General features: G+C 64.2%; 20 protein-coding genes. 13 read left to right on the top strand and 7 right to left on the bottom strand.

Annotation, left to right across the window (positions count from 1 at the left end):
• Positions 1–8 precede the first annotated feature (8 nt).
• From VQ045_RS06510 to VQ045_RS06500, 3 genes are all read right to left on the bottom strand, one after another.
• On the bottom strand, positions 9–1256 hold the full coding sequence (locus VQ045_RS06510; protein WP_327625071.1) for a porin: 1248 nt from the start codon (positions 1254–1256) through the stop codon (positions 9–11).
• A gap of 319 nt (positions 1257–1575) precedes the next feature.
• Positions 1576–4218: an AAA family ATPase gene (locus VQ045_RS06505; protein ID WP_327625070.1), complete on the bottom strand. Its 2643-nt coding sequence runs from the start codon at positions 4216–4218 to the stop codon at positions 1576–1578.
• A gap of 3 nt (positions 4219–4221) precedes the next feature.
• Positions 4222–5343 carry a metallophosphoesterase family protein gene (locus VQ045_RS06500; RefSeq protein WP_327646551.1) on the bottom strand — a complete coding sequence of 374 codons (1122 nt, stop codon included), beginning with the start codon at positions 5341–5343 and terminating at the stop codon, positions 4222–4224.
• A gap of 207 nt (positions 5344–5550) precedes the next feature.
• Between VQ045_RS06500 and ku the strand changes: the two genes are divergently transcribed.
• The 4 genes from ku (at position 5551) to VQ045_RS06480 (ending at position 10944) form a co-directional block, all read left to right on the top strand.
• Entirely contained in the window at positions 5551–6501 is a 951-nt protein-coding gene (gene ku, locus VQ045_RS06495; protein WP_327625068.1) for a non-homologous end joining protein Ku, read from the top strand.
• Positions 6502–6512: 11 nt separating this feature from the next.
• Positions 6513–9098, top strand: coding sequence for a DNA ligase D (gene ligD / locus VQ045_RS06490; RefSeq protein WP_331829515.1), 2586 nt, complete (start codon positions 6513–6515; stop codon positions 9096–9098).
• 72 nt (positions 9099–9170) lie between these two features.
• Positions 9171–9707 (top strand): gamma carbonic anhydrase family protein, encoded by a 537-nt coding sequence (locus VQ045_RS06485; protein ID WP_331829514.1) that lies wholly within the window; start codon positions 9171–9173, stop codon positions 9705–9707.
• Between the two features lie 121 nt (positions 9708–9828).
• Positions 9829–10944, top strand: coding sequence for a pyridoxal phosphate-dependent aminotransferase (locus tag VQ045_RS06480; protein WP_331829513.1), 1116 nt, complete (start codon positions 9829–9831; stop codon positions 10942–10944).
• Positions 10945–10953: 9 nt separating this feature from the next.
• On the opposite strand, the gene VQ045_RS06475 is transcribed toward VQ045_RS06480, so the two are convergent.
• Complete coding sequence (locus tag VQ045_RS06475; protein WP_327625064.1) at positions 10954–11226, bottom strand: sel1 repeat family protein; 273 nt, start codon at positions 11224–11226, stop codon at positions 10954–10956.
• 366 nt (positions 11227–11592) lie between these two features.
• On the opposite strand from VQ045_RS06475, the gene VQ045_RS06470 reads away from it, so the two are divergent.
• Positions 11593–11940, top strand: coding sequence for a DUF2147 domain-containing protein (locus tag VQ045_RS06470; protein WP_327625063.1), 348 nt, complete (start codon positions 11593–11595; stop codon positions 11938–11940).
• Between the two features lie 133 nt (positions 11941–12073).
• Positions 12074–12412, top strand: a complete 339-nt coding sequence (locus VQ045_RS06465; protein WP_327625062.1) for a DUF2147 domain-containing protein — start codon at positions 12074–12076, stop codon at positions 12410–12412.
• Between the two features lie 92 nt (positions 12413–12504).
• Here the strand turns inward: VQ045_RS06465 and VQ045_RS06460 are convergent, their stop codons facing one another.
• Positions 12505–13218 (bottom strand): glutathione S-transferase N-terminal domain-containing protein, encoded by a 714-nt coding sequence (locus tag VQ045_RS06460; RefSeq protein WP_327625061.1) that lies wholly within the window; start codon positions 13216–13218, stop codon positions 12505–12507.
• A 183-nt stretch (positions 13219–13401) separates the two neighbouring features.
• Between VQ045_RS06460 and VQ045_RS06455 the strand changes: the two genes are divergently transcribed.
• The 5 genes from VQ045_RS06455 (at position 13402) to VQ045_RS06435 (ending at position 16873) form a co-directional block, all read left to right on the top strand.
• Positions 13402–13590, top strand: coding sequence for a hypothetical protein (locus VQ045_RS06455; protein ID WP_327625060.1), 189 nt, complete (start codon positions 13402–13404; stop codon positions 13588–13590).
• A 44-nt stretch (positions 13591–13634) separates the two neighbouring features.
• Positions 13635–15137, top strand: a complete 1503-nt coding sequence (locus VQ045_RS06450) for an AMP nucleosidase (protein ID WP_327625059.1) — start codon at positions 13635–13637, stop codon at positions 15135–15137.
• Between the two features lie 7 nt (positions 15138–15144).
• A complete protein-coding gene (locus VQ045_RS06445) occupies positions 15145–16185 on the top strand; it encodes an endonuclease/exonuclease/phosphatase family protein (RefSeq protein ID WP_327646547.1) in 1041 nt (346 codons plus the stop codon).
• A 98-nt stretch (positions 16186–16283) separates the two neighbouring features.
• Positions 16284–16538: a type II toxin-antitoxin system HicA family toxin gene (locus VQ045_RS06440; RefSeq protein WP_327625057.1), complete on the top strand. Its 255-nt coding sequence runs from the start codon at positions 16284–16286 to the stop codon at positions 16536–16538.
• The gene (locus VQ045_RS06435; protein ID WP_327625055.1) at positions 16535–16873 is read left to right on the top strand and encodes a type II toxin-antitoxin system HicB family antitoxin; all 339 of its coding nucleotides are present in this window, start codon (positions 16535–16537) and stop codon (positions 16871–16873) included. Before VQ045_RS06440 ends, VQ045_RS06435 begins: the two co-directional genes overlap by 4 nt.
• Positions 16874–16919: 46 nt before the next feature.
• Here the strand turns inward: VQ045_RS06435 and VQ045_RS06430 are convergent, their stop codons facing one another.
• Positions 16920–18581 (bottom strand): electron transfer flavoprotein-ubiquinone oxidoreductase, encoded by a 1662-nt coding sequence (locus VQ045_RS06430; protein ID WP_331829512.1) that lies wholly within the window; start codon positions 18579–18581, stop codon positions 16920–16922.
• Between the two features lie 220 nt (positions 18582–18801).
• On the opposite strand from VQ045_RS06430, the gene VQ045_RS06425 reads away from it, so the two are divergent.
• Together VQ045_RS06425 and VQ045_RS06420 are read left to right on the top strand one after the other, a co-directional pair.
• Complete coding sequence (locus tag VQ045_RS06425) at positions 18802–19131, top strand: DMT family transporter (RefSeq protein ID WP_327625052.1); 330 nt, start codon at positions 18802–18804, stop codon at positions 19129–19131.
• A 65-nt stretch (positions 19132–19196) separates the two neighbouring features.
• Complete coding sequence (locus VQ045_RS06420; protein WP_331829511.1) at positions 19197–20096, top strand: uracil-DNA glycosylase; 900 nt, start codon at positions 19197–19199, stop codon at positions 20094–20096.
• Positions 20097–20351: 255 nt separating this feature from the next.
• Here VQ045_RS06420 and VQ045_RS06415 read toward each other — a convergent pair whose 3' ends face one another.
• Positions 20352–21005 carry a hypothetical protein gene (locus VQ045_RS06415; protein ID WP_331829510.1) on the bottom strand — a complete coding sequence of 218 codons (654 nt, stop codon included), beginning with the start codon at positions 21003–21005 and terminating at the stop codon, positions 20352–20354.
• Positions 21006–21212: the final 207 nt, after the last annotated feature.

The raw sequence follows: 21212 nt of genomic DNA, 5'->3' as shown, positions 1-21212 counted from the left end.
TCGATCGATTAGAAGGAGCGGATGAACTGCAGGAAACCAGCCGTCTGGCTGACGTTGTCCGTACCGAAAGTGGCAATCGCACGCGGCGAGTTGTCGAACTCGAGATCCGTGTACGAGATTTCAGCCAGCATGTCGAAGTTGTTGGTGATCTCGTAACCGACGTTGCCGACGATCTGGTAGAACTGCGCGTTGCCCGGGAGCGGAGCGCCATAGGCGAACGCCGTGTTGCCGGTCGACAGATCGAAGGTCTCGCCGTAGAGGCCGGACACGGCCACGCCGAGCTTGCCGAACGACTGAGCATAACCGGCGCCAGCCGACCACTCGACAGGAAGCGTCACGCCGAACGGACCCGAGAACACGCTGAGGGTCGAGTAAGCCGACGGATCAAAGGCGTAGCTGCCTTCGATCTTGAGCTCGGAGTCGGTCATTACGAGGTCCTTGAGCGACAGGCCGCCCTTGACCGCGAATGCACCCTCACCGTCGTTGACGATCAACCCGTCCATTTCGGACACATCGATGTTGGCGAGATGGCCGCGCAGACCGACCCGACCGAAGACGAGCGGGGAGGGCAGAAGCACCTCCTCGTCATACGAACCGGCGATGTAGATCGAGCCCCAGCCGCCCGAATAGGCCAGCTTGCCGACCACGTCCGGAGCGAAATCGCCGGTTGCGTCGTCTTCGAGCGAAACCGCGGCCGAGAAGCCGTTCGCGGCGTAGGTGTAGGACACCCGGTTGACCGTGAGGTCGCCGATCGAGGAGTCTGTGTCGGTCAAGAGACCGTCACCCTCGGACCACAGCGAGTCGAGGTAACCCATGGTGAGGCCACCGAGCTGGATGTAGCCCAGGTCCATGTCGAAGCTGGCGTCGCCATCGGCCATGTTGGTAGCCTGAACGCGGAGGAAGCCGCGCAGGGTGCCGAGTTCGGTCTCTTCGCGAGCGTCGAAGTTCAGACGACCACGAACCGAGCTGTAGGCAGCGTAGTCGTCGCCTTCGGCGTTAGTGCGGTCGATGTAGGCCGGGAGCGTGCTGTTCGACAGGTCGAGATCCTGCACGCTGTACTTGAAGCGGACGTAACCGCTGACCGACAGGCACGTCTCGGTGCCCGGGATGTAGTAGAAGCCGGTGCCGTAAACGTCGCAGACGCGGACGTAGTCAGCAGGCTCGGCGGCGACCGGTACGATAACGTCCGCAGCGCGGGCGCCGGAGACTGCGACGAGTGCCGCAGCGGAGCCGAGAAGAAGGCTCTTAATGTTCATGTTCTGACCTCCAGTCAAATTATAGGTTAGGGTTGGGCCTTGTTTATGAAGGACAGCCTTCCCTGCCCCATCCCCTTCTGCGAAAGTCCGAAGCGTTTTGTCCCCGCGATCTTTCTGACGCGACATTATCCAGCGCCGGATCGGATGCAATCGCCTAATTGCCACAATGGGTCGGATGGGACGCTTTGGACACACCCCTGTTGCGGCGATGCCACTTTTTCGTTTACCCGCCGTTAAGGAATTGGCGAAAACAGCCAAAATGAGCGCCAAATAGCCCCGAAAAACGGCGTGGGGGCCGAATCGGCTCGGCTCGCCGCCTTCAGATTCTGAACAACGGCGCCCCAAGTCCGCGAAAATCCCGTTCCCGACAGGTCAGGACGATAATTTGCAGGTCTTCGGCCGCCTTTTGCAGCACCAGATGCATGCGCTCGAGGCGCTTTTCGTCCGTATTGACCAGCGCATCGTCGAGAATCACCGTCGCCGGATGGCCGCCCTTCTTCAGAACCTGCGCCAGCGCGATTCGTGTGACCACGGCCACCTGCTCGCGCGCGCCGGCTGAAAGGCGTTGGAAATGTTCCTCGACCCCGGCGCGATGCAGCCCCCTAATTTCCAGCGTCGTCTCGTCGAGCTCGATCTCGGTTCCTGGATGAATCAGCCGCAGATAGGGAGCCACCTGCGTCTTGATCGGTCCCAGCCAATGTTCGCGCGCCTCGCGCTGGGCGGCGAGCAGCGTCGAATGCAGCAGCTTCGACGCCTCGGCCTCAACGTTGAGACGGCCCAGGCGTCGTTCGAGGACGGTGACCTCGCCCTCGATCCGGTCGATGTCCTCGCCAAGCGCCGTCAGCCCGTGGCCGCCGAGTTCACCTTCCAGCGCGGCCGCTTCCTCGCGCAGGGCCACGACCTGGCGGCGAATCTCGACCAGTGCCCGGCGCTTGGATTGAAGGGTCAAGGCGACAGTCTCGGGATCGACGCCCGCCAGTTCGCGCTGACGCTGATCGAGAACCACGGCCTTGGCGGTCCGCTCGACTTCCGCGGCGGCCAGGTCTTCGGCCAGCGCCGCCCGGCTCCGCTTCGCTTCGGCCTCCAGATGCTCGCGCCGCAGCCGCTCGGCCTCCGCCTGGCGAAACCCCGCTTCGCCCTCAGCCGTCGCCAATTGGGCGGAAGATTCGGCCGCCCTGCGGCGCATACCGTCGAGTTCGGCATCCGCGGCCTCCAGCAGGGCCCTTGCGGTCCGGCGCGCGGCTCGACTGTCCGATGGGTCGGCCTTCGTCTCGTTTTCCTCGGTGGGCGCCCCCATCGTCGCGCTGCGCTCGGCGATCTCGCCTTCGCGAAGCTCGAGCGCGGCGGCAGCCTCGGACAGGCCTTCGGGCAGGATGGCACCGAGCCGTGCCTTCAAGGTGTCCGCCGCGATCCGCCTCTCCTCGGCGGCCTGAACGCGCCGGCGCGCCTCCTCCAGCGAGGCAACCCCGTGCCGGGAGAACAGCCCGGCGCATGCGGCCTCCGCCGTCGCGGCATCGCGGGCCACAGCCCCCGCGTCGGCGCCGGGCTCGATGACGATCCGGCCGAAGCCTTCCAGATCGAAAACGCTGCGGCCGGTGATATCGACTGATCCCTCCGTCGCCACCGCCTCGCCAGCCGCGTCCCGCACGGCCTGACCGGCCGACGGTTCAAACCGAAGCTTTGGCGCGGCGACAGAGAGTCTGATCGCAGCCTCGCGGCGCGATTGCTCCGCCGCCTCGATCGCCGCCAGCGCCTTTTGATCGAGGCCGGCCCCGCTCGCGGCGCGGCGCAACTCGGCCAACTCCTCCTCGATCCCGCGCGCGGCTTCGATGCGTTGGCGAGCCTTGGCCAGCTCGTCCTGCTTGCGGGACAGTTCGGCCCGAAGCTGAATCGCCTCGTCCGCCGCCTCCGCCTGATCGGCGGCGGCCTTGGCTTCGGCCCGCCGCGCTTCGAGCCGCGCGACCTCCGAGCGCTCCTCGACCGCCCGCGCGCGGAACGCATCGAGGGATGCGGCGATTGCCTCCGCCGCCTGCGTCGCGCGTCCTCTTGTCTCGATGAGTTTGTCGCGCTGGCGCAGGATTTCGGCGGCGCCGTCGCGCTTGGCAAGCGCGTGGCGAAGCTCCCGTTCGGCCTCGCCGCGTTCCCGGTCGAGACTCTCGGCGGCCCGGGACGCGGCCTCCGCCGCCTCGACCGCGGCTTCCGCCTTGGCGACCGCGTCGTCGCGCTCGTAGGACAGAAGCGTTTCGCGCCGGCGCCGCAGCCGGTCGAGCTTCTCGTCATAGTCGGCGCGAAGAGCCAGCTTCGCCTGGAGCTCCGTGCGCAGTGCCTCGCGCCGCTCTTCCGCCTGGCGGATCGGCGAGGCCGAGGCCACGCGCAACGTGTCGGTAAAGAAGCGATCCTGCAGCGCCTTTGTGGCGGCGACCAGCGACCGGCCGCGCTCACCGCCGAGGATCTGGCCGACCTCCCCCTCCAGCGAGGCGGTGACGGCATCCTTGCCGACGCCGATATCGAGGCCGCCGGTCGAGCGCCCTTGCTCGACCCACAACAAGCCGAACGCACCCTGATGCTCGCTGAGCTTGGAATCGCCGCGGCCGGGATGGGAAAAACGGAACAGCTCGGCCAGCCGCTCTTCCACCGCGTCGCCGGACAGGCTTCCGCCCGGCCAGGACAGGTCGGCCGACGGACGCTGAACGAATGCCTTGCGGAGCGTATAGGCGGTGCCGTCGATATCGAATTCCACCGCGACTTCCGGCCGCGCCTGACGATTGTACGGGGCCAGCATCTTCACGGCCTCACCGCCGGCGCGATGCTTCTGGAAGAAGGCCGCCCTGAGCGCGGTCAACAGCGTCGATTTGCCGGCTTCGTTGTCGCCGACCACGACATTGAGCCCGGGCTCGAACCGCGGCAGATCGACCGAGCCGACACCGGCGAAATCCGTCAGTTGGAGCGATTTCAGGTACATCGGCTAATCGCTCCCCGAGAGGCGCCGATGTTCGACATAGGCCATCCGCAGCGCCAGCTGGGCCGCCGCGCGCTCGGGGTCTTGCGGATCGGCTGCCTTCGCCCGCAGCCGTTCGATCGCGACGCGCACGAATCCGCCGACGTCGATATGGTCGAGATCCTCCTCGTCCGGCTCGTCCAGAAGGCCCTCGTCCGACAAGCGCAGATCGAACAGGCGCGCCTGCCAGCCTGCGAGCGCTTCATCGAGCCGAACCCGCTCGCGCAGCGACAGGCTGCCGGACAGCGTCAGGTCGAGCAGCGTCTCGCCCGGACGCGTCAACGCCGCAAGCGCATCGTCGAGCGCGCCGATGCCGCCGTCCAGTCGCACATCCATCGACCGCCAATCGAAACGCGCGACGCGGACCCGTTCGATCCGGGGCGCGACGCCCGGCGCGTCGATCTCCACGATCGCGACATGACCCGGTGCGTTGGCGGGGTAGCGATCCGGCTCCGGGGTCCCGGAATAGACGGTGCGCGGCGCGATCTCGACGAAGCCATGCCAATCGCCGAGCGCCAGATAGTCGAGCTTCGCCTTGTCGGCCCGGTCGTCGGCGATCGGATTGCCGGCTTCGGCCTTCTCCGGCAGCCGGTTGAGCACCGCGCCATGGGCAAGACCGACACGAACCGCAGACGAGGGCGTCGCGGCGTGATCGAACCATTCGGTGAGATCCGCCCCCTCGCGGCGGCGGGTCAGCGGCGCCGGGAAGATGACGAGCGCCCCGTCCTTCAGAACCACCGGTTCGGGGCGGTCCGCGACCACGATCGTCGCCCTGGTCGTTAGCCGGCGGAGGCGGGTCCAGACCGAAACGCTCAGCGCGGCGTCGTGATTGCCGGGCAGCATGATCCATGGGCCACCGAAACCGGCCATGGCGTCGAGCGTGCGGTTGAGGTCACGATCCGGCACGGTATTGTCGTCGAAGGCGTCGCCGGCTACGAGCACGGCGTCGCAACCGCGCTCCTCGGCCAGCGCGGCGATGCGGGCGACGGCGGCGAAACGCTCGGCGCGCAGTTCGCCCCGGCGGTCGGGCTCGAAATTGCCGAACGGCTTGCCGATCTGCCAGTCTGCGGTGTGAAGGATTCGGATCAAGGGCAGCGCCTTGGCTGATTCATCGATTGTCTCTGCTTAACCGCGCACCTGCCCTTGGCAAGAGGGGACGAAGCGCGCCTCGATTTTTCAGGCCCCCCGGGACGCCTGCCGGGCGGCGCGGGAATGCTCACGGCTCGCCGGAACGAGTCGGGCCTTCACGCCGTTCTGTCTCCCGTAGCGGCAGTCATCGTGTCCGGAGTTAAAAAAATGGCGCCACGTCCCATCTGGAAAGGGCAGATTCGCCTGTCGCTTGTCTCGATTCCCGTCGAAATGTTCTCGGCCACCCAGACCGGTGCGTCGATCAGCTTCCGCCAGATCCACCGGGAGAGCGGCAAGCGCATTCATTACGACAAGGTCGTCGAGGGGATCGGTCCGGTCGACAAGGACGAGATCGTCAAGGGCTACGAAATCAGCAAGGACGAATATGTTCTCCTGACCGACGAGGAGATCGAGGACGTCAAGCTGGAGACGAAAAAGACGCTGGAACTCGTCCAGTTCGTCGATACCTGCTCCATCCCGCCGCTGTATTTCGACAAACCCTATTACGTCGTGCCCCAGGACGAACTTGCCGAGGATGCGTTCCGGGTGGTGCGCGACGCGTTACGCCAGTCGCAGAAGACCGGCCTTGGCCAGCTCTCGCTACGCGGCAAGGAGTATCTCATTGCGCTGCGCCCGTGCGGCAACGGCCTCCTGCTCGAGACGCTGCACTATGAGGACGAGGTCCGCAAATCGGATTCGATCTTCTCCGACATCTCCGATGCGGAGACCGACGAAGACCTGCTCGACGTCGCCACCCAGCTCATCGCCAAGAAATCCGCGCCCTTCGACGCATCCGCTTTCAAGAACCACTACACCGACGCGCTGAAGAAACTGATCGCCGAGAAGCGCAAGAAGGGTGGCAAGGCGACGATCGCCATCGAGGAAGACGAACCGGCACCATCCGACCGAGGCAGCAACGTGGTCGACCTGATGGCGACGTTGAAGAAGAGCCTGGAAGGCGACGGCGGTTCCGCCGGGGTGAAGGCTGCGGCAGCGAGGGATCGGAAGCCACCCGCCAAAGCACGGGCGACAAAGTCGCCCGCCGCCGCCTCGGGCAAATCCGCGAAGTCCGCGAAACCGGCCACGAAGAGTCCGTCCAGCCGGCGCAAAAGCGCCTGAGGATCGGCGCGATGGCAGCAAAGGGCGACGAGCTCCTCGGCACCTACCGTGAGAAACGGGATTTCTCCAAGACCCGTGAACCCTCGGGATCGGCAAATCCGCCTCCCGGCGATGGCGCCTTGTTCTTCTGCGTCCAGAAGCACGCCGCGACCCGGCTTCATTACGACTTCCGCATCGAATGGGACAGCGTTCTGAAAAGCTGGGCGGTGACCAAGGGCCCCAGCCTCGATCCGGCCGCCAAGCGCCTGGCGGTCAGGACCGAGGACCACCCGATGGATTACGGGACCTTCGAGGGCACCATTCCGAAGGGCCAATATGGCGGCGGCACGGTCATGCTCTGGGACCGGGGTTCCTGGGAGCCGCTGGAAGACCCGGAAAAGGGTTTCGAGAAAGGCAGCCTGAAGATGCGCCTGTCCGGCGAGCGGATGCGGGGCAACTGGGCGCTGGTGCGCATGAAGCCACGCGAAAAGGAGACGCGCGAGAACTGGCTGCTGATCAAGGAAAAGGACGAGGCGGTCGACCGGCGCCGCAACCTCCTCAGCGCCGACACCAGCATCAAGACCGGCCGCACTATGGCGGCGATCGCCAAGGGCGACGAAAGCTGGGCCGAGACCCGGCGCCCCGGCGAGCCCGCGACCAAATCCAGCCGAACCGGCGCCAAGCAGGCGGCCGAGACGAAGCCGGAAGCAAAGTCCTCCCCCTCCCTGCCGCTCCCGCGATTCCATGCGCCACAGCTGGCCACGCTGGTCGACGCCGCTCCCGACGGCGGCGACTGGCTGCACGAGATGAAATATGATGGCTACCGCGTCATCATCGCGGTCGGCAAAGGGCAGGTGCGGTGCTGGACCCGCAACGAAAAGGACTGGACCGACAAGTTCGGGCCGGTCGCCAAGGCCGCGAAGCATCTTGATTGCGGCAATGCCCTGATCGATGGCGAGATCGTCGCCTTCGATGACAACGGAAAAACCGACTTCTCGACACTTCAACGGCATCTCAGCGAGGGTGGCCCCCTTGCTTGTTTCTGCTTCGACCTGCTGCATCTGGACGGCAAGGATCTGACCAACCGGCCGCTCGCCCAGCGCAAGACCGCGCTGAAGGCGCTGCTGGATCGTACGCCCTCCGATCTGCTTCTTTATAGCGAGCACGTTTTGGGCAGCGGCCCGGCGGTGTTTGAGAAAATTTGCGGAGCGGGTCACGAGGGTATTATCGCCAAGCGCGCCGACGCGCCCTACCGATCGGGACGCGGCAAATCCTGGCTGAAGGTCAAATGCACCAGGCGGCAGGAATTCGTCATCGGCGGCTGGTCACCCTCGGACAAGAAAGGTCGCGCCTTCTCCTCGATTCTCGTCGGCGTGATGGAGAACGGCGGCTTGCGCTATCGCGGCCGGGTCGGCTCCGGTTTCGATCAACCGACACTGGAGGACCTCGCGGAGCGCTTCGACGCCTTCTCCCGCCAGACCTCGCCCTTCGATGCGCTGCCGAAGGACGTCGAGCGCGGCGCCCGTTTCGTCACGCCGAAGCTCGTCGCGGAGATCGACTTCGCCGAGCTCACCGCCGACGGCCATATCCGCCACGGCGTGTTCAGGGGCCTGCGCGAGGACAAGGAGGCCGAAGCCGTGGCAGACGAACGACCGAAACGGACGCAAGTCGCGGACTCAGAACGGGCGACCAGCGCCACCCCATCAGTCTCCCGTCGCTCCGGCAGCGCGCCCGCCACCGTCGCCGGTGTCAGGCTCACCAGCCCGGATCGCGTGGTTTACGACAGTCAGGGCGTCACCAAGCTCGATCTGGCGCATTATTATGAGGCCGTCGCGGAGCGTATGCTCGAACATGCCGGAAACCGCCCGGTTTCACTGGTGCGCTGCCCGCAGGGGCGCAACAAGCACTGCTTTTTCCAGAAGCACGACACCGGTGGCTTCCCCGACCCCGTGAAGACCGTGGCCGTGCCGGAAAAAGATGGCGCCGCCGCCGATTATCTGACCATGCCCGATGCCGCTGCTCTCGTCGGGGCGGTGCAGATGAGCACGCTGGAATTCCACATCTGGGGCGCACGCAACGACCGATTGGAAAGGCCCGACCGGCTGGTCTTCGACCTCGACCCGGACGAAGGCCTGGGCTTTGCCGACGTGAAGACGGCGGCCTTCGATCTTCGCGACCGGCTCGCCGATCTCGGCCTCCAGAGCTTTGCCATGGTCACCGGCGGCAAGGGCGTGCACGTGGTCGTGCCGCTCGAACGGCGGCAAGGCTGGACGGAGCTGAAGGCCTTCGCCAAGGGCTTTGCCCAAACCCAGGCCGACACCGAGCCGGAGCGCTTCGTCGCCACCATGTCCAAGGCCAAGCGCAAGGGCCGGATTTTCATCGACTGGCTGCGCAACGAGCGCGGCGCGACGGCCATCGCTCCATACTCCACGCGCTCGCGCGCGGGGGCGCCGGTGGCAACGCCCGTCGGGTGGGATGAGCTGGAATCGCTCGACGCGGCCAATGGCTTCGACATTGATGCTGTGCTGCAGCGGTTACAGGACGCCGACCCGTGGTCTGACTATGGCTCGGTGCGCCAGTCCATCACCAGGGCGATGCTGTCGGCCGTCGCCGGCTGACGGATCGGCGAAACGCTTGATTCCGACCCGCGCCTGACGCAGTTTCGCCGCCGCAACCGGAGGAATTTGCTGATGCCCCTTTACGCACTCGACGGCGACCGCCCCGAAACCTCGCCCGAGAGCGAGTTCTTCGTTGCGCCCGGCGCCCATGTCATCGGGAGGGTGCGCCTCGGCAGAAACGCCAATATCTGGTTCGGCTCGGTGCTGCGCGGCGACAATGAATGGATGACGATCGGCGAGAACACCAACATCCAGGACAATTGCACCCTGCACAGCGACCCCGGCTTTCCGCTGACCATCGGCGCCGGCTGCACGATCGGCCACGGCGCCATCGTCCATGGCTGCACTATCGGCGAGAATTCGCTGATCGGCATGGGAGCGACGGTCCTCAACGGCGCCCGGATCGGCAAGAATTCGATCGTCGGCGCCAATGCGCTGGTGACCGAAGGCAAGGAGTTTCCCGACAATTCGCTGATCGTCGGGGCGCCGGCCAAGGTGGCGCGCACGCTCGATGATGCAGCGGTCGCCGGGCTCAAGGCCGCCGCCGAGCACTATGTCGCCAACGCGCGACGCTTCGCCAAAGGGCTCGAGCGCATCGATCCCGAGTGATACCTGGACGTCGCCGCAACGGACGGACCGACAGGCGACCGCCGCGTTGAATCAACATCACAGCCACTCCTCGTAGCCAATTGATTCCGCTTTGTGCGCTTAGCCCTTGATCCGGATCGCCATGACACTCTTCACCAGCCTCGCCCGGTCACTTCCCGCCACTATCCCCTTCGTCGGCCCGGAGGCGATCGAGCGCCGCACCGGGGTGCCGTTCAAGGCGCGGCTCGGCGCCAACGAAAGCGTCTTCGGCCCGTCGCCGAACGCCGTCGGGGCCATGGCCGAGGCGGCGCGCGGAAGCTGGGCCTATGGCGACCCGGAGAATTTCGAGCTGAAACAGGCGCTCGCCGACCATCTCGGCATCGGCTTCGACAATATAACGGTCGGGGAAGGCATCGACGGGCTGCTCGGCTATCTGGTGCGGCTCACCTGCACGCCGGGCGACGTCGTGGTGACGTCACGCGGCGCCTATCCGACCTTCAACTATCACGCGGCCGGCTATGGGGCGTCCGTCGACTTCGTCCCCTACCGGTCGGACGATCATGAGGATATCGATGGTCTGATCGAGCGGGCCAGGGAACTGCGTCCGAAACTCGTCTATTTCGCCAACCCAGACAATCCGACCGGCTCCTGGCACGAGGCGAGGGCAGTCGAGCGCCTGATCGACGAAATTCCGGAGGAGGCGATTCTCGTTCTCGACGAGGCCTATAGCGATCTGGCGCCGGCGTCGGCGCTGCCGCCCATCACTCTGATGCGGCCCAATCTCCTGCGGTTTCGCACCTTCTCCAAAGCCTACGGCATGGCCGGCATGCGGATCGCCTATGCGATCGGAGAGGCCGACACCGTCGTTCAGTTCGACAAGGTGCGCAATCATTTCGGCGTGTCGCGCGTGGCGCAAGCCGGGGCATTGGCGGCGTTGAAGGATCAGGATTATCTGCGCGCGGCGGTGGCGAGGATCGTGGCGGCGAGGGATCGGCTGGCCGCTATCGCCCTGCGGGCCGGGCTGACGCCCCTGCCCTCGGCGGCGAATTTCGTCGCCATGGATTGCGGCGGCGATGGCGATTATGCCCGCGCGCTGCTCGAGGCGGTGATCCGCCGCGGCGTCTTCATTCGGATGCCGGGTGTGGCTCCGCTCGATCGGATGATCCGCGTCACGGTCGGACGGGACGAGGATCTCGCCCTGTTCGAGACCGCGCTTGCCGGCGCGATCGATGAAGTCGGCGCGCCCAAGGCCGGGTGACGTCGACGCTCAGTGAAGGGTCAGCCATTCGCGAGCGGCGCGTAGCGCCGCCGCGATCTCCGACTTCGACATCTGTCCGGCGATATCCTGGCGATGGAAGGCCGCATCCTCGGCGCCCTTGCGGTCGGCAAGATTGAAATACATGTGGGCGGCGATGAAATTCACCGCGCCATCGCGGCCCGAGGCCGCCCGCATACCAAGGTCGAGGAGGATGTCGGCGTCGACGAATGCGGCGCCGTTGACCGTCGGTTCGGAATAGTTCTGGAAGTCGATGCGAGCCATTGTCTTTGCGTCCCTGTCGCTATTGATCGGGCTGCTGTCCGATAGCGTCAGAATGACCGGCACGACTGAAAAGGCGATTAAAGTTCGAGCTTAATTAGACTTAAACATCGCCGACGGAAAAGCTTCCGTCATATTGCGTAACAGTATGAGACAAATAGGTTATTCCGAAAATCAACTCCAATCAGTCGGTTCTTGGCTTTACCGAACGCTAACCGCGTTTCCACAAGGGCCAGCGCCCGGCGCGGCGTTTCCGGCTCTTTGCCCCGCTCCGGGTCACTTGCGATTTTCCGCGATTCAATTACGCTTACGTCAAGGGAATATGGCGGACGGCAGCCTGTCGCCCGGTTGTTTCCGTGGGAGGAAGAAATGAGACGAGTATTCCTTGCGGCCGCGTGCTTCAGCCTTGCCATGGCCGGAGCGGCCCACGCCGATCCGATCGAGGGCAAATGGCGGATGCCGTCCGGCTATGACGCCAAGATCGCGCCCTGCGGCGGCGCCTTTTGCCTGACCTATACGAACGGCCCCTACAAGGGCAAAACCTTCGGCCAGATGCAGCCCAAGGGCGGCGGTCAATATGCCGGCTCGGTGACCGACTACACCAAGGGCGGCAAGCAATATTCCGGCAAGGGCAGCCTCTCCGGCAACACGCTGTCGATCTCGGGCTGTGTGCTCGGCGGCCTGTTCTGCCGATCGCAGAGCCTCAACCGTCTCTGACGGCGGCCGACTACTGGAAACTCTCACGATGCGCTCGGTCGCGTGATGCCGGCACTCCCGAGCCGGGCCACCGTGCTGCCCAAATCCGCCAATACTGTTCGCCTGGGGACGTCCCAGCGAACAGGAACAGAGCATGCGCCAGCTACTTCTCGCCGTCACGGCTATCGCGGCTATCACGTCGCCGACGCTGTCGGCCGAGCCGATCGTCGGCAAATGGCGCGCGCCGGAAGGCGGCATCGTCAGGGTGACGTCATGCGGCGACGCCTATTGCGCCAAGGTCATTACCGGCGAGCACAAGGGCAAGTCGGTCGGGCAGATGTCGGGGGCCGGCGTGGAATATATCGGCACCGTCACCGATCCGCGCGAGGACCGGACCTATAACGGCAGCGCGCGCGTGGAAGGTGGACAGCTGAAGCTGACCGGCTGCGCCTTGAAAATCTTCTGCAAGACGCAAATCTGGGTCCGCGTCTGAGACCGCCGGCGCGACTTTTCGTGAACCGACCCGCCGCAGTTTGCGGGCCGGCATCTCTGGCTGACCGCGACGAACGCGGCCCGCCTTTGTAGTCAGGCGCGGGCGCGCTGGCCGAACAGGACGCTCTGGGCGTTGCTGTCGGTGGCCAGGTTCATTTTCTCGCGCTCCTCTTTGCCGATGTCCAAACCCTTGGACACCGCCGGGCGCGATTTGACGACATCGAACCACCGCCGCAGATTCGGGAACTCCTCCAGATCCTGACCCTGGTTCTTGTACGGCACCACCCAACCGATCGCCGCCATGTCGGCGACAGAGTAGTCGGCGCCGCCGAGATAGTCGTTGTCCTTCAGGCGTCGGTTCATGACCCCGTAGAGCCGGTTCACCTCATTCGTATAACGGTCGATGCCATAGGCGATCTGCTCCGGCGCGTAATTGCGGAAGTGATGGGCTTGGCCCGCCATCGGGCCGAGGCCGCCGATCTGCCAGAACAGCCATTCTTCGACAGCGACCCGGGCCCGCTCCTCGGTCGGATAGAATTGGCCGAACTTGCGCCCGAGATATTGCAGGATTGCGCCTGACTCGAACACCGAGATCGGCGCGCCGCGCGGCCCCTCCGGATCGACGATCGCCGGCATCCGGTTGTTCGGGGAAATCGCCAGGAAGTCCGGTTTGAACTGGTCGCCCGCGCCGATATTGACGTATTCGATATCGTAAGGAACGCCGAGTTCCTCCAGCATGATGGAGATTTTCCAGCCGTTCGGCGTCGGCCAGTAATACAGCTTGATCGGATCGGTCTGCGTCGGCATCGCAAAAATTCCTGTCATCCCGGGTTGGCGTTACCCACCGACCTAGCGCCACGACGGCGAAGCGCAAAGCCGTATTTCGCCGGACGCTGCGTTCATCATCGGCATCCGGCCGGCGACACCGCTTCAGCTTCGGTTCAGGCAACCCGTGCAAACATGAGGAAAATCGTTTAGGACGACGCCATGATGACGCGATTGACAATCATCACCGCGCTGATCGCACTCTTTGGGGTGAGCTTCAGTTTTCTGGCCCAGAACTCCGTCAACCGCCCCGGCAGCGCCTTTGCCTCGGTTGCGGGAAGCGATTGCGGCTACCGGATCGGTATCGTCTGTCCGCTCGAACGCGATCCAACGACGACGCGGGCGAAATTTTAGGTCGCTCGTCTTCTCCGCGCCACGCCAGCCGGCTAAACCAAGGCATGACCAAGCCCTTTCCCTTGCCGGCCGATCCCAACTACCAGAGCCCCGAGCCAGCGCCGCCACGGCCCTTTAACGACGCGGAGGAGGCCGTGGCCGAACTCACCCGGCTTTACGACCGGTCGGTCGCCTTCCTGTCCGACACATTCGATGGCGTTCTGGAGAAGGGCCTCGGGGGCAAGCGCTACCGCGCCTACTACCCCGAGATCTCGCTGACGACGGCGACCCACGCCAAGGTCGATTCGCGCCTCGCCTTCGGGCACGTCGCGCGACCCGGCCGCTATGCCGCAACGATCACGCGACCCGACCTCTTCCACCACTATCTCATCGAGCAGATCGATCTCTTGATCCGCAATCACGGTCAGCCCGTCACGGTTAGCGATTCGACCACGCCGATCCCGCTGCATTTCGCCTTCGGGGAAGGATCCTACGTCGACGGAGGGTTGGCCGAGAAACTCGATCGCCCTTTGCGCGATATCTTCGACGTGCCCGACCTGGAGGCGACTGACGACCGGATCGTCAACGGCAATTTCGAGCCGCGCGACGGCGAAGCGCTGCCGCTCGCCCCATTTACTGCGCAACGGGTCGACTATTCGCTGCACCGGCTGTCGCATTACACCGCGACCCGACCGGAGCATTTTCAGAACTTCGTCCTGTTCACCAACTACCAGTTCTATGTCGACGAGTTCTGCATGCTGGCGCGCGAAATGATGGCGGAGGGCGGCGGCGGCTATACCGCCTTCGTCGAGCCTGGCAACGTCGTCACCCCGGCCGGCACGCGCGAGCCGGCCGAAGGCATGGCGCCGCTTCGGTTGCCGCAGATGCCCGCCTATCATCTGAAACGCGATGACGGCCACGGCATTACCATGGTCAATATCGGCGTCGGCCCCTCCAACGCCAAGACGATCACCGACCATATCGCGGTGCTGCGGCCGCATGCCTGGCTGATGCTCGGACACTGCGCGGGACTTCGCAACAGCCAGGAGCTCGGCGACTACGTACTTGCCCATGCCTATGTGCGTGAGGACCATGTTCTCGACGCCGACCTGCCGCTGTGGGTGCCGATCCCGGCGCTGGCCGAGGTGCAGGTGGCGCTGGAGCAAGCGGTTGAGGAAATCACCGGCCTGTCGGGCTACGAATTGAAGAAGATCATGCGGACCGGCACCGTCGCGACGATCGACAACCGCAATTGGGAATTGCGCGATCACAAGGAGCCGGTGGAACGCCTGTCGCAGTCTCGGGCCATCGCCCTCGACATGGAATCGGCGACGATCGCGGCGAACGGTTTTCGTTTCCGCGTTCCCTACGGCACCCTGCTCTGCGTCTCCGACAAGCCGCTGCATGGCGAGTTGAAATTGCCGGGGATGGCGACGGAATTCTACAAGCGGCAGGTCTCACAGCATTTGCGGATCGGCATGCGCGCCCTCGAGCTGATGTCGGAGGTGCCTTCCGAGCGGGTGCATTCGCGCAAGCTCCGCTCGTTCTTCGAGACCGCGTTCCAGTAGGCGCCTCATGTCGGCCGCTCGCCCCCGCCCCTCCGACCGGCGCCGCGTCAGCCGCGCCCTTGCCCAGGCGCTCGCGCTTGCCGCGGCTTTGGCGTTCGCCAGCGGCTATTTCGGCGACATCGTCCCGTTCTTCGATACGCTGGCCCATTTTCGCGCGCATCTCGCCGTGCTCTTGTTGCTCGCCGGGCTCGCGCTGCTTGTCATCCGACCTGTCACGGCGGGTCTGGCGGCGATCATTCTCGGCGCGTTCGGTCTTTTCTCGGTTTATCCGGCCATGCTGCCCGCCGCCTCATTGGCGTCGGCGCCCGGCGGCACGGCTCGCTACACGCTTTTGCAAATGAATCTGCGCTGGAGCGCCACCGATCGCACAGCGGCAATTCGGCTCATTGGGGAGCTTTCACCCGACGTCGTGACCCTGCAGGAGGCGCGGAAAGAGTGGCGGCCGCTGCTGCAATCCCTCTCCGCGCGATATCCCTACCGGTTCGATTGCACCGGCCCCCGCGCCTATTTCGACGTCGTCATCCTGTCGCGTCGGCCCTTCGCGAGCGACGATCCGGGGGATTGCGATCGTCCCGGGACATTCGCCAGCCGAACCGTCGATTTCAACGGACAAGCGCTCACCATTGCCACCCAACATTTGACCTGGCCCTGGCCGGGAAAGCAGTGGCGCCAGCTCGGGCAGCTTCAAGACCGTCTCCGGCGACTTCGCCGGCTCGGGACGCCCGTCCTCATTGCCGGCGACTTCAACGCCGCCCCCTGGAGCGCTGCGCTCAGGACCTACGCCGCCGCGAGCGGCACGGACATCGTGCCGAATGTCGGGCCAAGTTGGTTCTTCCAGCCCTTCACCAGACGGCTCGCGCCCTATGCGGGACTGCCGATCGACAATATTCTCGCTTCGCCCGGTATCGACATTCTCGACGTCGCGCGGCAACCGGCGACCGGCTCAGACCATCTCCCGCTGCTGGTGACCTTCGGTGTCGACAGCGCCCTGCCCGGCATTGTCGAACCGCAGCGATCGATAGTGGAACGACGCGCTCTGGATGATTGATCCGGCCTCGTCGACGTCGCATTTGCGCGGTATGCCCTCCCCTTTCATGCTAGCATTTTCCGCTTGCATTCCATCGCACCGAGCACGATATTGCTTGCATGAATAGCAAGCATCGCAGGACGCTGGTCGCCATCTTCGCGGAGCCCGTTTCCGGTTCCCTGGATTGGGCGTCCATCGAAGCGCTTCTCATGTCCGTCGGATGTGAGTTGGTTGAAGGTTCCGGGTCGCGCGTGCGGTTCAACTCCGACGGCGCCGTCGCAACATTTCATCGGCCGCACCCCGCCAAGGAAGCCAAACGTTACCAGATACGAGCGGCCCGCGATTACCTCATCAAGATTGGAATCGAGCCATGAACACGATGTCCTACAAAGGCTACGCGGCCCGTGTCGAATACGACGATGCGGACGAGATTTTCTTCGGCCGCATCGCCGGGATCGATGACGGTGTGACGTTTCACGCCGACACCGTTCCAGAACTCAAGGCGGCTTTCCACGATGCCGTGGATGACTATGTCGAAACTTGCGCGAAAATCGGAAAGGCGCCGCAAAAGCCCTATTCGGGTCGCGTGATGTTCCGCATATCGCCGGAGATCCACGCCAAGGCGGCGCGTGCCGCGGAGCTTTCCGGCAAGAGCCTCAACCAGTGGGCGGAAGAGGTCTTGCGCAGAGCCTCGGAAATTGCCGCCTGATCGACCAGAAAAGTAGCCGCAGGATCGCGACCAGGTCAGGCTCGCCTCACATCACCTGATAGACCGGCCCCTCGCCGCCCTGGGGCGGAACCCAGTTGATGTTCTGGTTGGGATCCTTGATGTCGCAGGTCTTGCAGTGGACGCAGTTCTGGGCGTTGATCACGAACGTCTCGGCGCCGTTCTCCTCGACCCATTCATAGACGCCGGCCGGACAATAGCGCTGCGACGGGCCGGCATAGACCGCCCATTCGGACGAATGCTGCAGCGCCGGATCCTTCACCTGCAGGTGGACCGGCTGGTCCTCCTCGTGATTGGTGTTGGACAGATAGACCGACGAGACCTTGTCGAAGGTCAAGACGCCATCGGGTTTCGGGTATGCGATCTTTTCGTGCTTGTCCGCCGGCTCCAGGCAGGCGTAATCCGGCTTGCCGTGCTTTTGCGTGCCGAAGAAGGAAAATCCGAACAGCGAATTGGTCCACATATCGAGGCCGCCGAGCGCGATGCCGAGCATCGTGCCGTATTTCGACCAGAGCGGCTTGACGTTGCGGACCGGCTTCAGGTCGTCGCCGATCGGGGACGTGCGCCACTCGTCTTCATACGCAGCCAGCCGATCGTGCGAACGGCCGGCCTTGATCGCCTCGGCCGCCTTTTCCGCCGCCAGCATGCCGGATGTCATGGCGTTGTGGGCGCCCTTGATGCGCGGCACGTTGACGAAGCCGGCCGAGCAACCGATCAGCGCGCCACCTGGGAACACCAACTTCGGCACCGACTGCCACCCGCCCTCGGTAATCGCGCGGGCGCCATAGGCGATGCGCTTGCCGCCCTCGAGCAGCTTGGCCACGTCGGCGTGGGTCTTGAACCGCTGGAATTCGTCGAAAGGCGAGAGATACGGGTTCTTGTAGTTCAGGTGCATGACGAAGCCGACGTAAACCTGATTGTCGCCGAGATGGTAGAGGAACGATCCGCCGCCGGTGCCGCCGTCGAGCGGCCAGCCGAAGGAGTGCTGGACGAGGCCAGGCTTCGACTTCGACGGCTCGATCTCCCAGAGCTCTTTCAAGCCGATGCCGAACTTTTGCGGTTCGCGTCCCTCGTCGAGCCCATAGGCCTTGATCAGCTGCTTGGCGAGCGAGCCGCGGACGCCTTCGCCGATCATCACGTATTTGCCCATCAGCGCCATGCCGCGCTGGTAGCTTGGTCCGGGCTGACCCTCGCGTGTCACGCCCATGTCGCCGGTCGCGACGCCAATCACCGCGTTCGACTCGTCATAAAGAATCTCGGACGCGGCGAAGCCAGGATAGATATCGACGCCGAGCGCCTCGGCCTTTTCCGCCATCCATTTGCAGACGAGGCCGAGCGAAACGACGAAATTGCCGTGATTGCCCATCAGCTTCGGCATCAGGAAGTTCGGCAGGCGGATCGAGCCTTGCGGGCCGTAGAAATAGAATCGGTCGTCGGTTACTTCGGCCTTGATCGGCGTCTCTTCCAGTCGCCATTCCGGCAACAGACGATCCAGCGCCGACGGGTCGAGAACGTTGCCGGACAGAATGTGAGCGCCAACTTCCGCGCCCTTTTCCAGGACCACCACCGTCAGTTCGGGATCGAGCTGCTTCAGGCGAATGGCAGCCGCCAATCCGGCCGGACCGGCTCCCACGATGACCACGTCGAAGTCCATCGATTCGCGTTCGGGCAGAGTTTCGGCTTCACTCATCGTCTCATCCCTTGTCCCGGTTCCCGCCGATCGCTGCGGCTGCATGGCCAGCGACCGCACCGATCGCCCTACACTAGCGCTCCCGCGTGTCCGGACGAGTTCTATCGTGATCGCCCTTGACGTCAATCCGGTGATGCGAAGCTCTATTGGGCTCCGTCCCGCTTGACCGCAGCGCGCGTGGCGGTGCTAGACAGCGGTGTCGATCGCGCGGGGGGCGGATTTGAATTTTCTCTATCTGAGTGTTGCGATCGTTTGCGAAATCATCGGAACGACCGCGCTGAAGTCTTCCTTTGGCTTCACCCGCCTCGTGCCGTCGCTGGTAACGGTCGGCGCCTATGTGCTGGCCTTCTATTTCCTGTCGCTGCCGCTTCGCACCCTGCCGGTTGGCATCGTCTATGCCATCTGGTCGGGCACCGGAATCGTGCTTCTGGCGCTCATCGACCTGTTCTGGTTCCGGCTGTCGATCGATTTCGCCGGCTTCGCCGGTGTGGCCCTGATCCTCGCGGGCGTCATCGTCATCAACGTGTTTTCGCAGACCGTCGGCCATTGAGAGCACGCGCGCAAGTTCCCGGGCAAGCCGTCGCGCCGCGTGCCCGAATGGGCTAGGAAGACGCCATGAGCGCCGAGATTCAATCGACCAACAACCACGCGGCCATCGCCCTGCTCGAATGGTATCGCGCGGCCGGGATCGACGTCGTTCTGGACGAGCGGCCGCGCGACCGTTTCGCCGAGACCCAAGTCGAGATCGAAGCGAGACGCGCGCGCAACGCAAGTCCACAGACCCGGCCCGAATCCGCCGGCCCCGCTCGCACGCCGGCGGCCATCGCGAAGCCCGTCGCGCGCCCGTCGGACAGCGCCGCGTTTCCAACCCCGCGCGTCGCCGTGCCGGACGACATCGCCGTTGCCGACGCCCGGGAACGCGCGCGCTCGGCCGCCGACCTCGCCGAGCTGCAGGTCGCGCTCGAGGCCTTCGACGGCTGCAATCTGCGTATCACCGCGAAGTCGACCGTCTTCGGCGACGGCAGCGAGACCGCCGACGTGATGTTTGTCGGAGAGGCCCCCGGCCGGGAGGAGGACGCGGCGGGTGTCCCCTTCGTTGGCCGCTCGGGCCAGCTGCTCAATCGGATGCTGGCGGCGATCGGACTGGAGCGGGAAGCCGTCCGGGTGACCAATACCGTGCCCTGGCGCCCGCCCGGCAATCGGCCACCGACACCCGCCGAGACGCTGATCTGCCTGCCATTCGTGCAGCGCCATATCGAGTTGGTGCAACCGAAGATCCTCGTCTGCCTCGGTTCGCCCGCCTCCAAGGCGCTCCTTGGCTCGCAGGAGGGTATTCTGCGCATCCGTGGACAATGGACGCGCTATAGTTTCGGAGTCGAGGCCGACCAGGCCATCGACGCGACGGCGATGCTTCACCCCGCCTATCTGCTGCGCCAGCCCGCGCAAAAGCGACTGAGCTGGCGTGACCTGCTGGCGCTGAAAACCCGGCTTGCGGAGGAACGCGGGGCGGGCTGAACGCCGAAAAAGAAAGTAGCCTCGACTACTCCCTGATACCGAAGGACCGAAGTCGAAAGAGTTCCGGCGCCGCTTCGATTTGGCTGACAAACGTCTCGAACACATGGAAACGCGCTGCGGAAAGCACCATGAATGCGCGAAAATCGGCAGGAGGGCGAAGTTCCACTGCGTGACGTCCGCTGCTACTACGAGTGCGGCTTCTGCGGGGTCTCAGACCTTCCCTCCGCCGAAATGCCATTCGCGCGCCCCTCATCGCTAGCCATTTGCGCCTACACCGATGCGAATGAAAGTCTGGTCTTTCCACACGGGCGGACCATCGGTGAGCGCGACCTTTAAACCACCATCTGACAATCGCGTTGCCAAAAGCACAGCAGCTTCTCTGGAAGCTGCGTTCGGTGCAGGCTCGATCACTACGCCGCTAAGGTACCGAGTACCATGATCCCCTTCAAAAAGCAGGGCATTTACACCCGCGCCGGCGATCGCTTGGACCAACTCTCGCCCCAGCGTTTGCATCTCATGATCCTGCCCGTAAATCCTAACCTGGATTGTTGTATCGCTACCCGCCAAGTGGCTTATTGATGCTGTAAGATCAGGCGGCGCATGACGCTGCTGCGGCGCTTCGTTATACGACTGAACGCCAAAATTCGGAGCCTTATTGAAAAAACCCTTTCGATTATCATCGCCAGACATTGGAATACCCTTTGGAACTTTGATACCTTCAAGTGAAGCATCATCTTTTTCCATTGTGTGGAAAATGGCAGTCGACCACAAGAGAAGCACAACTATTAGGCCGAAGATGAACCATATTGAAGTCATGTAAGGCCACCCCCACACTACCCAATCTTCCATATTCTGCTTCACTGGCTCCCATACCCCTGCCACAGCCACGGCGAGAAACAGAACCGTCAAAAGCGCGCCCGGGGCCCGCAGCAGAGACTTATGAATCGTTTGCCGAATCCTAGCGCACATGGTGGCAGCAACTTAGCCGATCCCGATTTATCTGTCTCGGCAATATGAAGCCCGACTGAGAAAGCTCTTGTCACGATTTGCCCTCGCCAAATCACTTCCAAAGGCCTAGCTGTCCCGCCGAAACGCGGCGTCGGCAGACTGCCGCCC

The sequence above is a fragment of the Aurantimonas sp. E1-2-R+4 genome (assembly GCF_036549515.1).
Lineage (GTDB): Bacteria > Pseudomonadota > Alphaproteobacteria > Rhizobiales > Rhizobiaceae > Aurantimonas > Aurantimonas coralicida_A.
Note: the sequence above shows the minus strand (reverse complement) of the source record. Positions and strands in the feature narration are given on the sequence as shown.

What these genes read in the sequence shown, in the direction of transcription:
- VQ045_RS06510 (WP_327625071.1), bottom strand. Translation starts at nt 1,256, where the DNA reads ATGAACATTAAGAGCCTTCTTCTCGGCTCCGCTGCGGCACTCGTCGCA.
- VQ045_RS06505 (WP_327625070.1), bottom strand. Translation starts at nt 4,218, where the DNA reads ATGTACCTGAAATCGCTCCAACTGACGGATTTCGCCGGTGTCGGCTCG.
- ku (WP_327625068.1), top strand. Translation starts at nt 5,551, where the DNA reads ATGGCGCCACGTCCCATCTGGAAAGGGCAGATTCGCCTGTCGCTTGTC.
- ligD (WP_331829515.1), top strand. Translation starts at nt 6,513, where the DNA reads ATGGCAGCAAAGGGCGACGAGCTCCTCGGCACCTACCGTGAGAAACGG.
- VQ045_RS06485 (WP_331829514.1), top strand. Translation starts at nt 9,171, where the DNA reads ATGCCCCTTTACGCACTCGACGGCGACCGCCCCGAAACCTCGCCCGAG.
- VQ045_RS06480 (WP_331829513.1), top strand. Translation starts at nt 9,829, where the DNA reads ATGACACTCTTCACCAGCCTCGCCCGGTCACTTCCCGCCACTATCCCC.
- VQ045_RS06475 (WP_327625064.1), bottom strand. Translation starts at nt 11,226, where the DNA reads ATGGCTCGCATCGACTTCCAGAACTATTCCGAACCGACGGTCAACGGC.
- VQ045_RS06470 (WP_327625063.1), top strand. Translation starts at nt 11,593, where the DNA reads ATGAGACGAGTATTCCTTGCGGCCGCGTGCTTCAGCCTTGCCATGGCC.
- VQ045_RS06465 (WP_327625062.1), top strand. Translation starts at nt 12,074, where the DNA reads ATGCGCCAGCTACTTCTCGCCGTCACGGCTATCGCGGCTATCACGTCG.
- VQ045_RS06460 (WP_327625061.1), bottom strand. Translation starts at nt 13,218, where the DNA reads ATGCCGACGCAGACCGATCCGATCAAGCTGTATTACTGGCCGACGCCG.
- VQ045_RS06455 (WP_327625060.1), top strand. Translation starts at nt 13,402, where the DNA reads ATGACGCGATTGACAATCATCACCGCGCTGATCGCACTCTTTGGGGTG.
- VQ045_RS06450 (WP_327625059.1), top strand. Translation starts at nt 13,635, where the DNA reads ATGACCAAGCCCTTTCCCTTGCCGGCCGATCCCAACTACCAGAGCCCC.
- VQ045_RS06445 (WP_327646547.1), top strand. Translation starts at nt 15,145, where the DNA reads ATGTCGGCCGCTCGCCCCCGCCCCTCCGACCGGCGCCGCGTCAGCCGC.
- VQ045_RS06440 (WP_327625057.1), top strand. Translation starts at nt 16,284, where the DNA reads ATGAATAGCAAGCATCGCAGGACGCTGGTCGCCATCTTCGCGGAGCCC.
- VQ045_RS06435 (WP_327625055.1), top strand. Translation starts at nt 16,535, where the DNA reads ATGAACACGATGTCCTACAAAGGCTACGCGGCCCGTGTCGAATACGAC.
- VQ045_RS06430 (WP_331829512.1), bottom strand. Translation starts at nt 18,581, where the DNA reads ATGAGTGAAGCCGAAACTCTGCCCGAACGCGAATCGATGGACTTCGAC.
- VQ045_RS06420 (WP_331829511.1), top strand. Translation starts at nt 19,197, where the DNA reads ATGAGCGCCGAGATTCAATCGACCAACAACCACGCGGCCATCGCCCTG.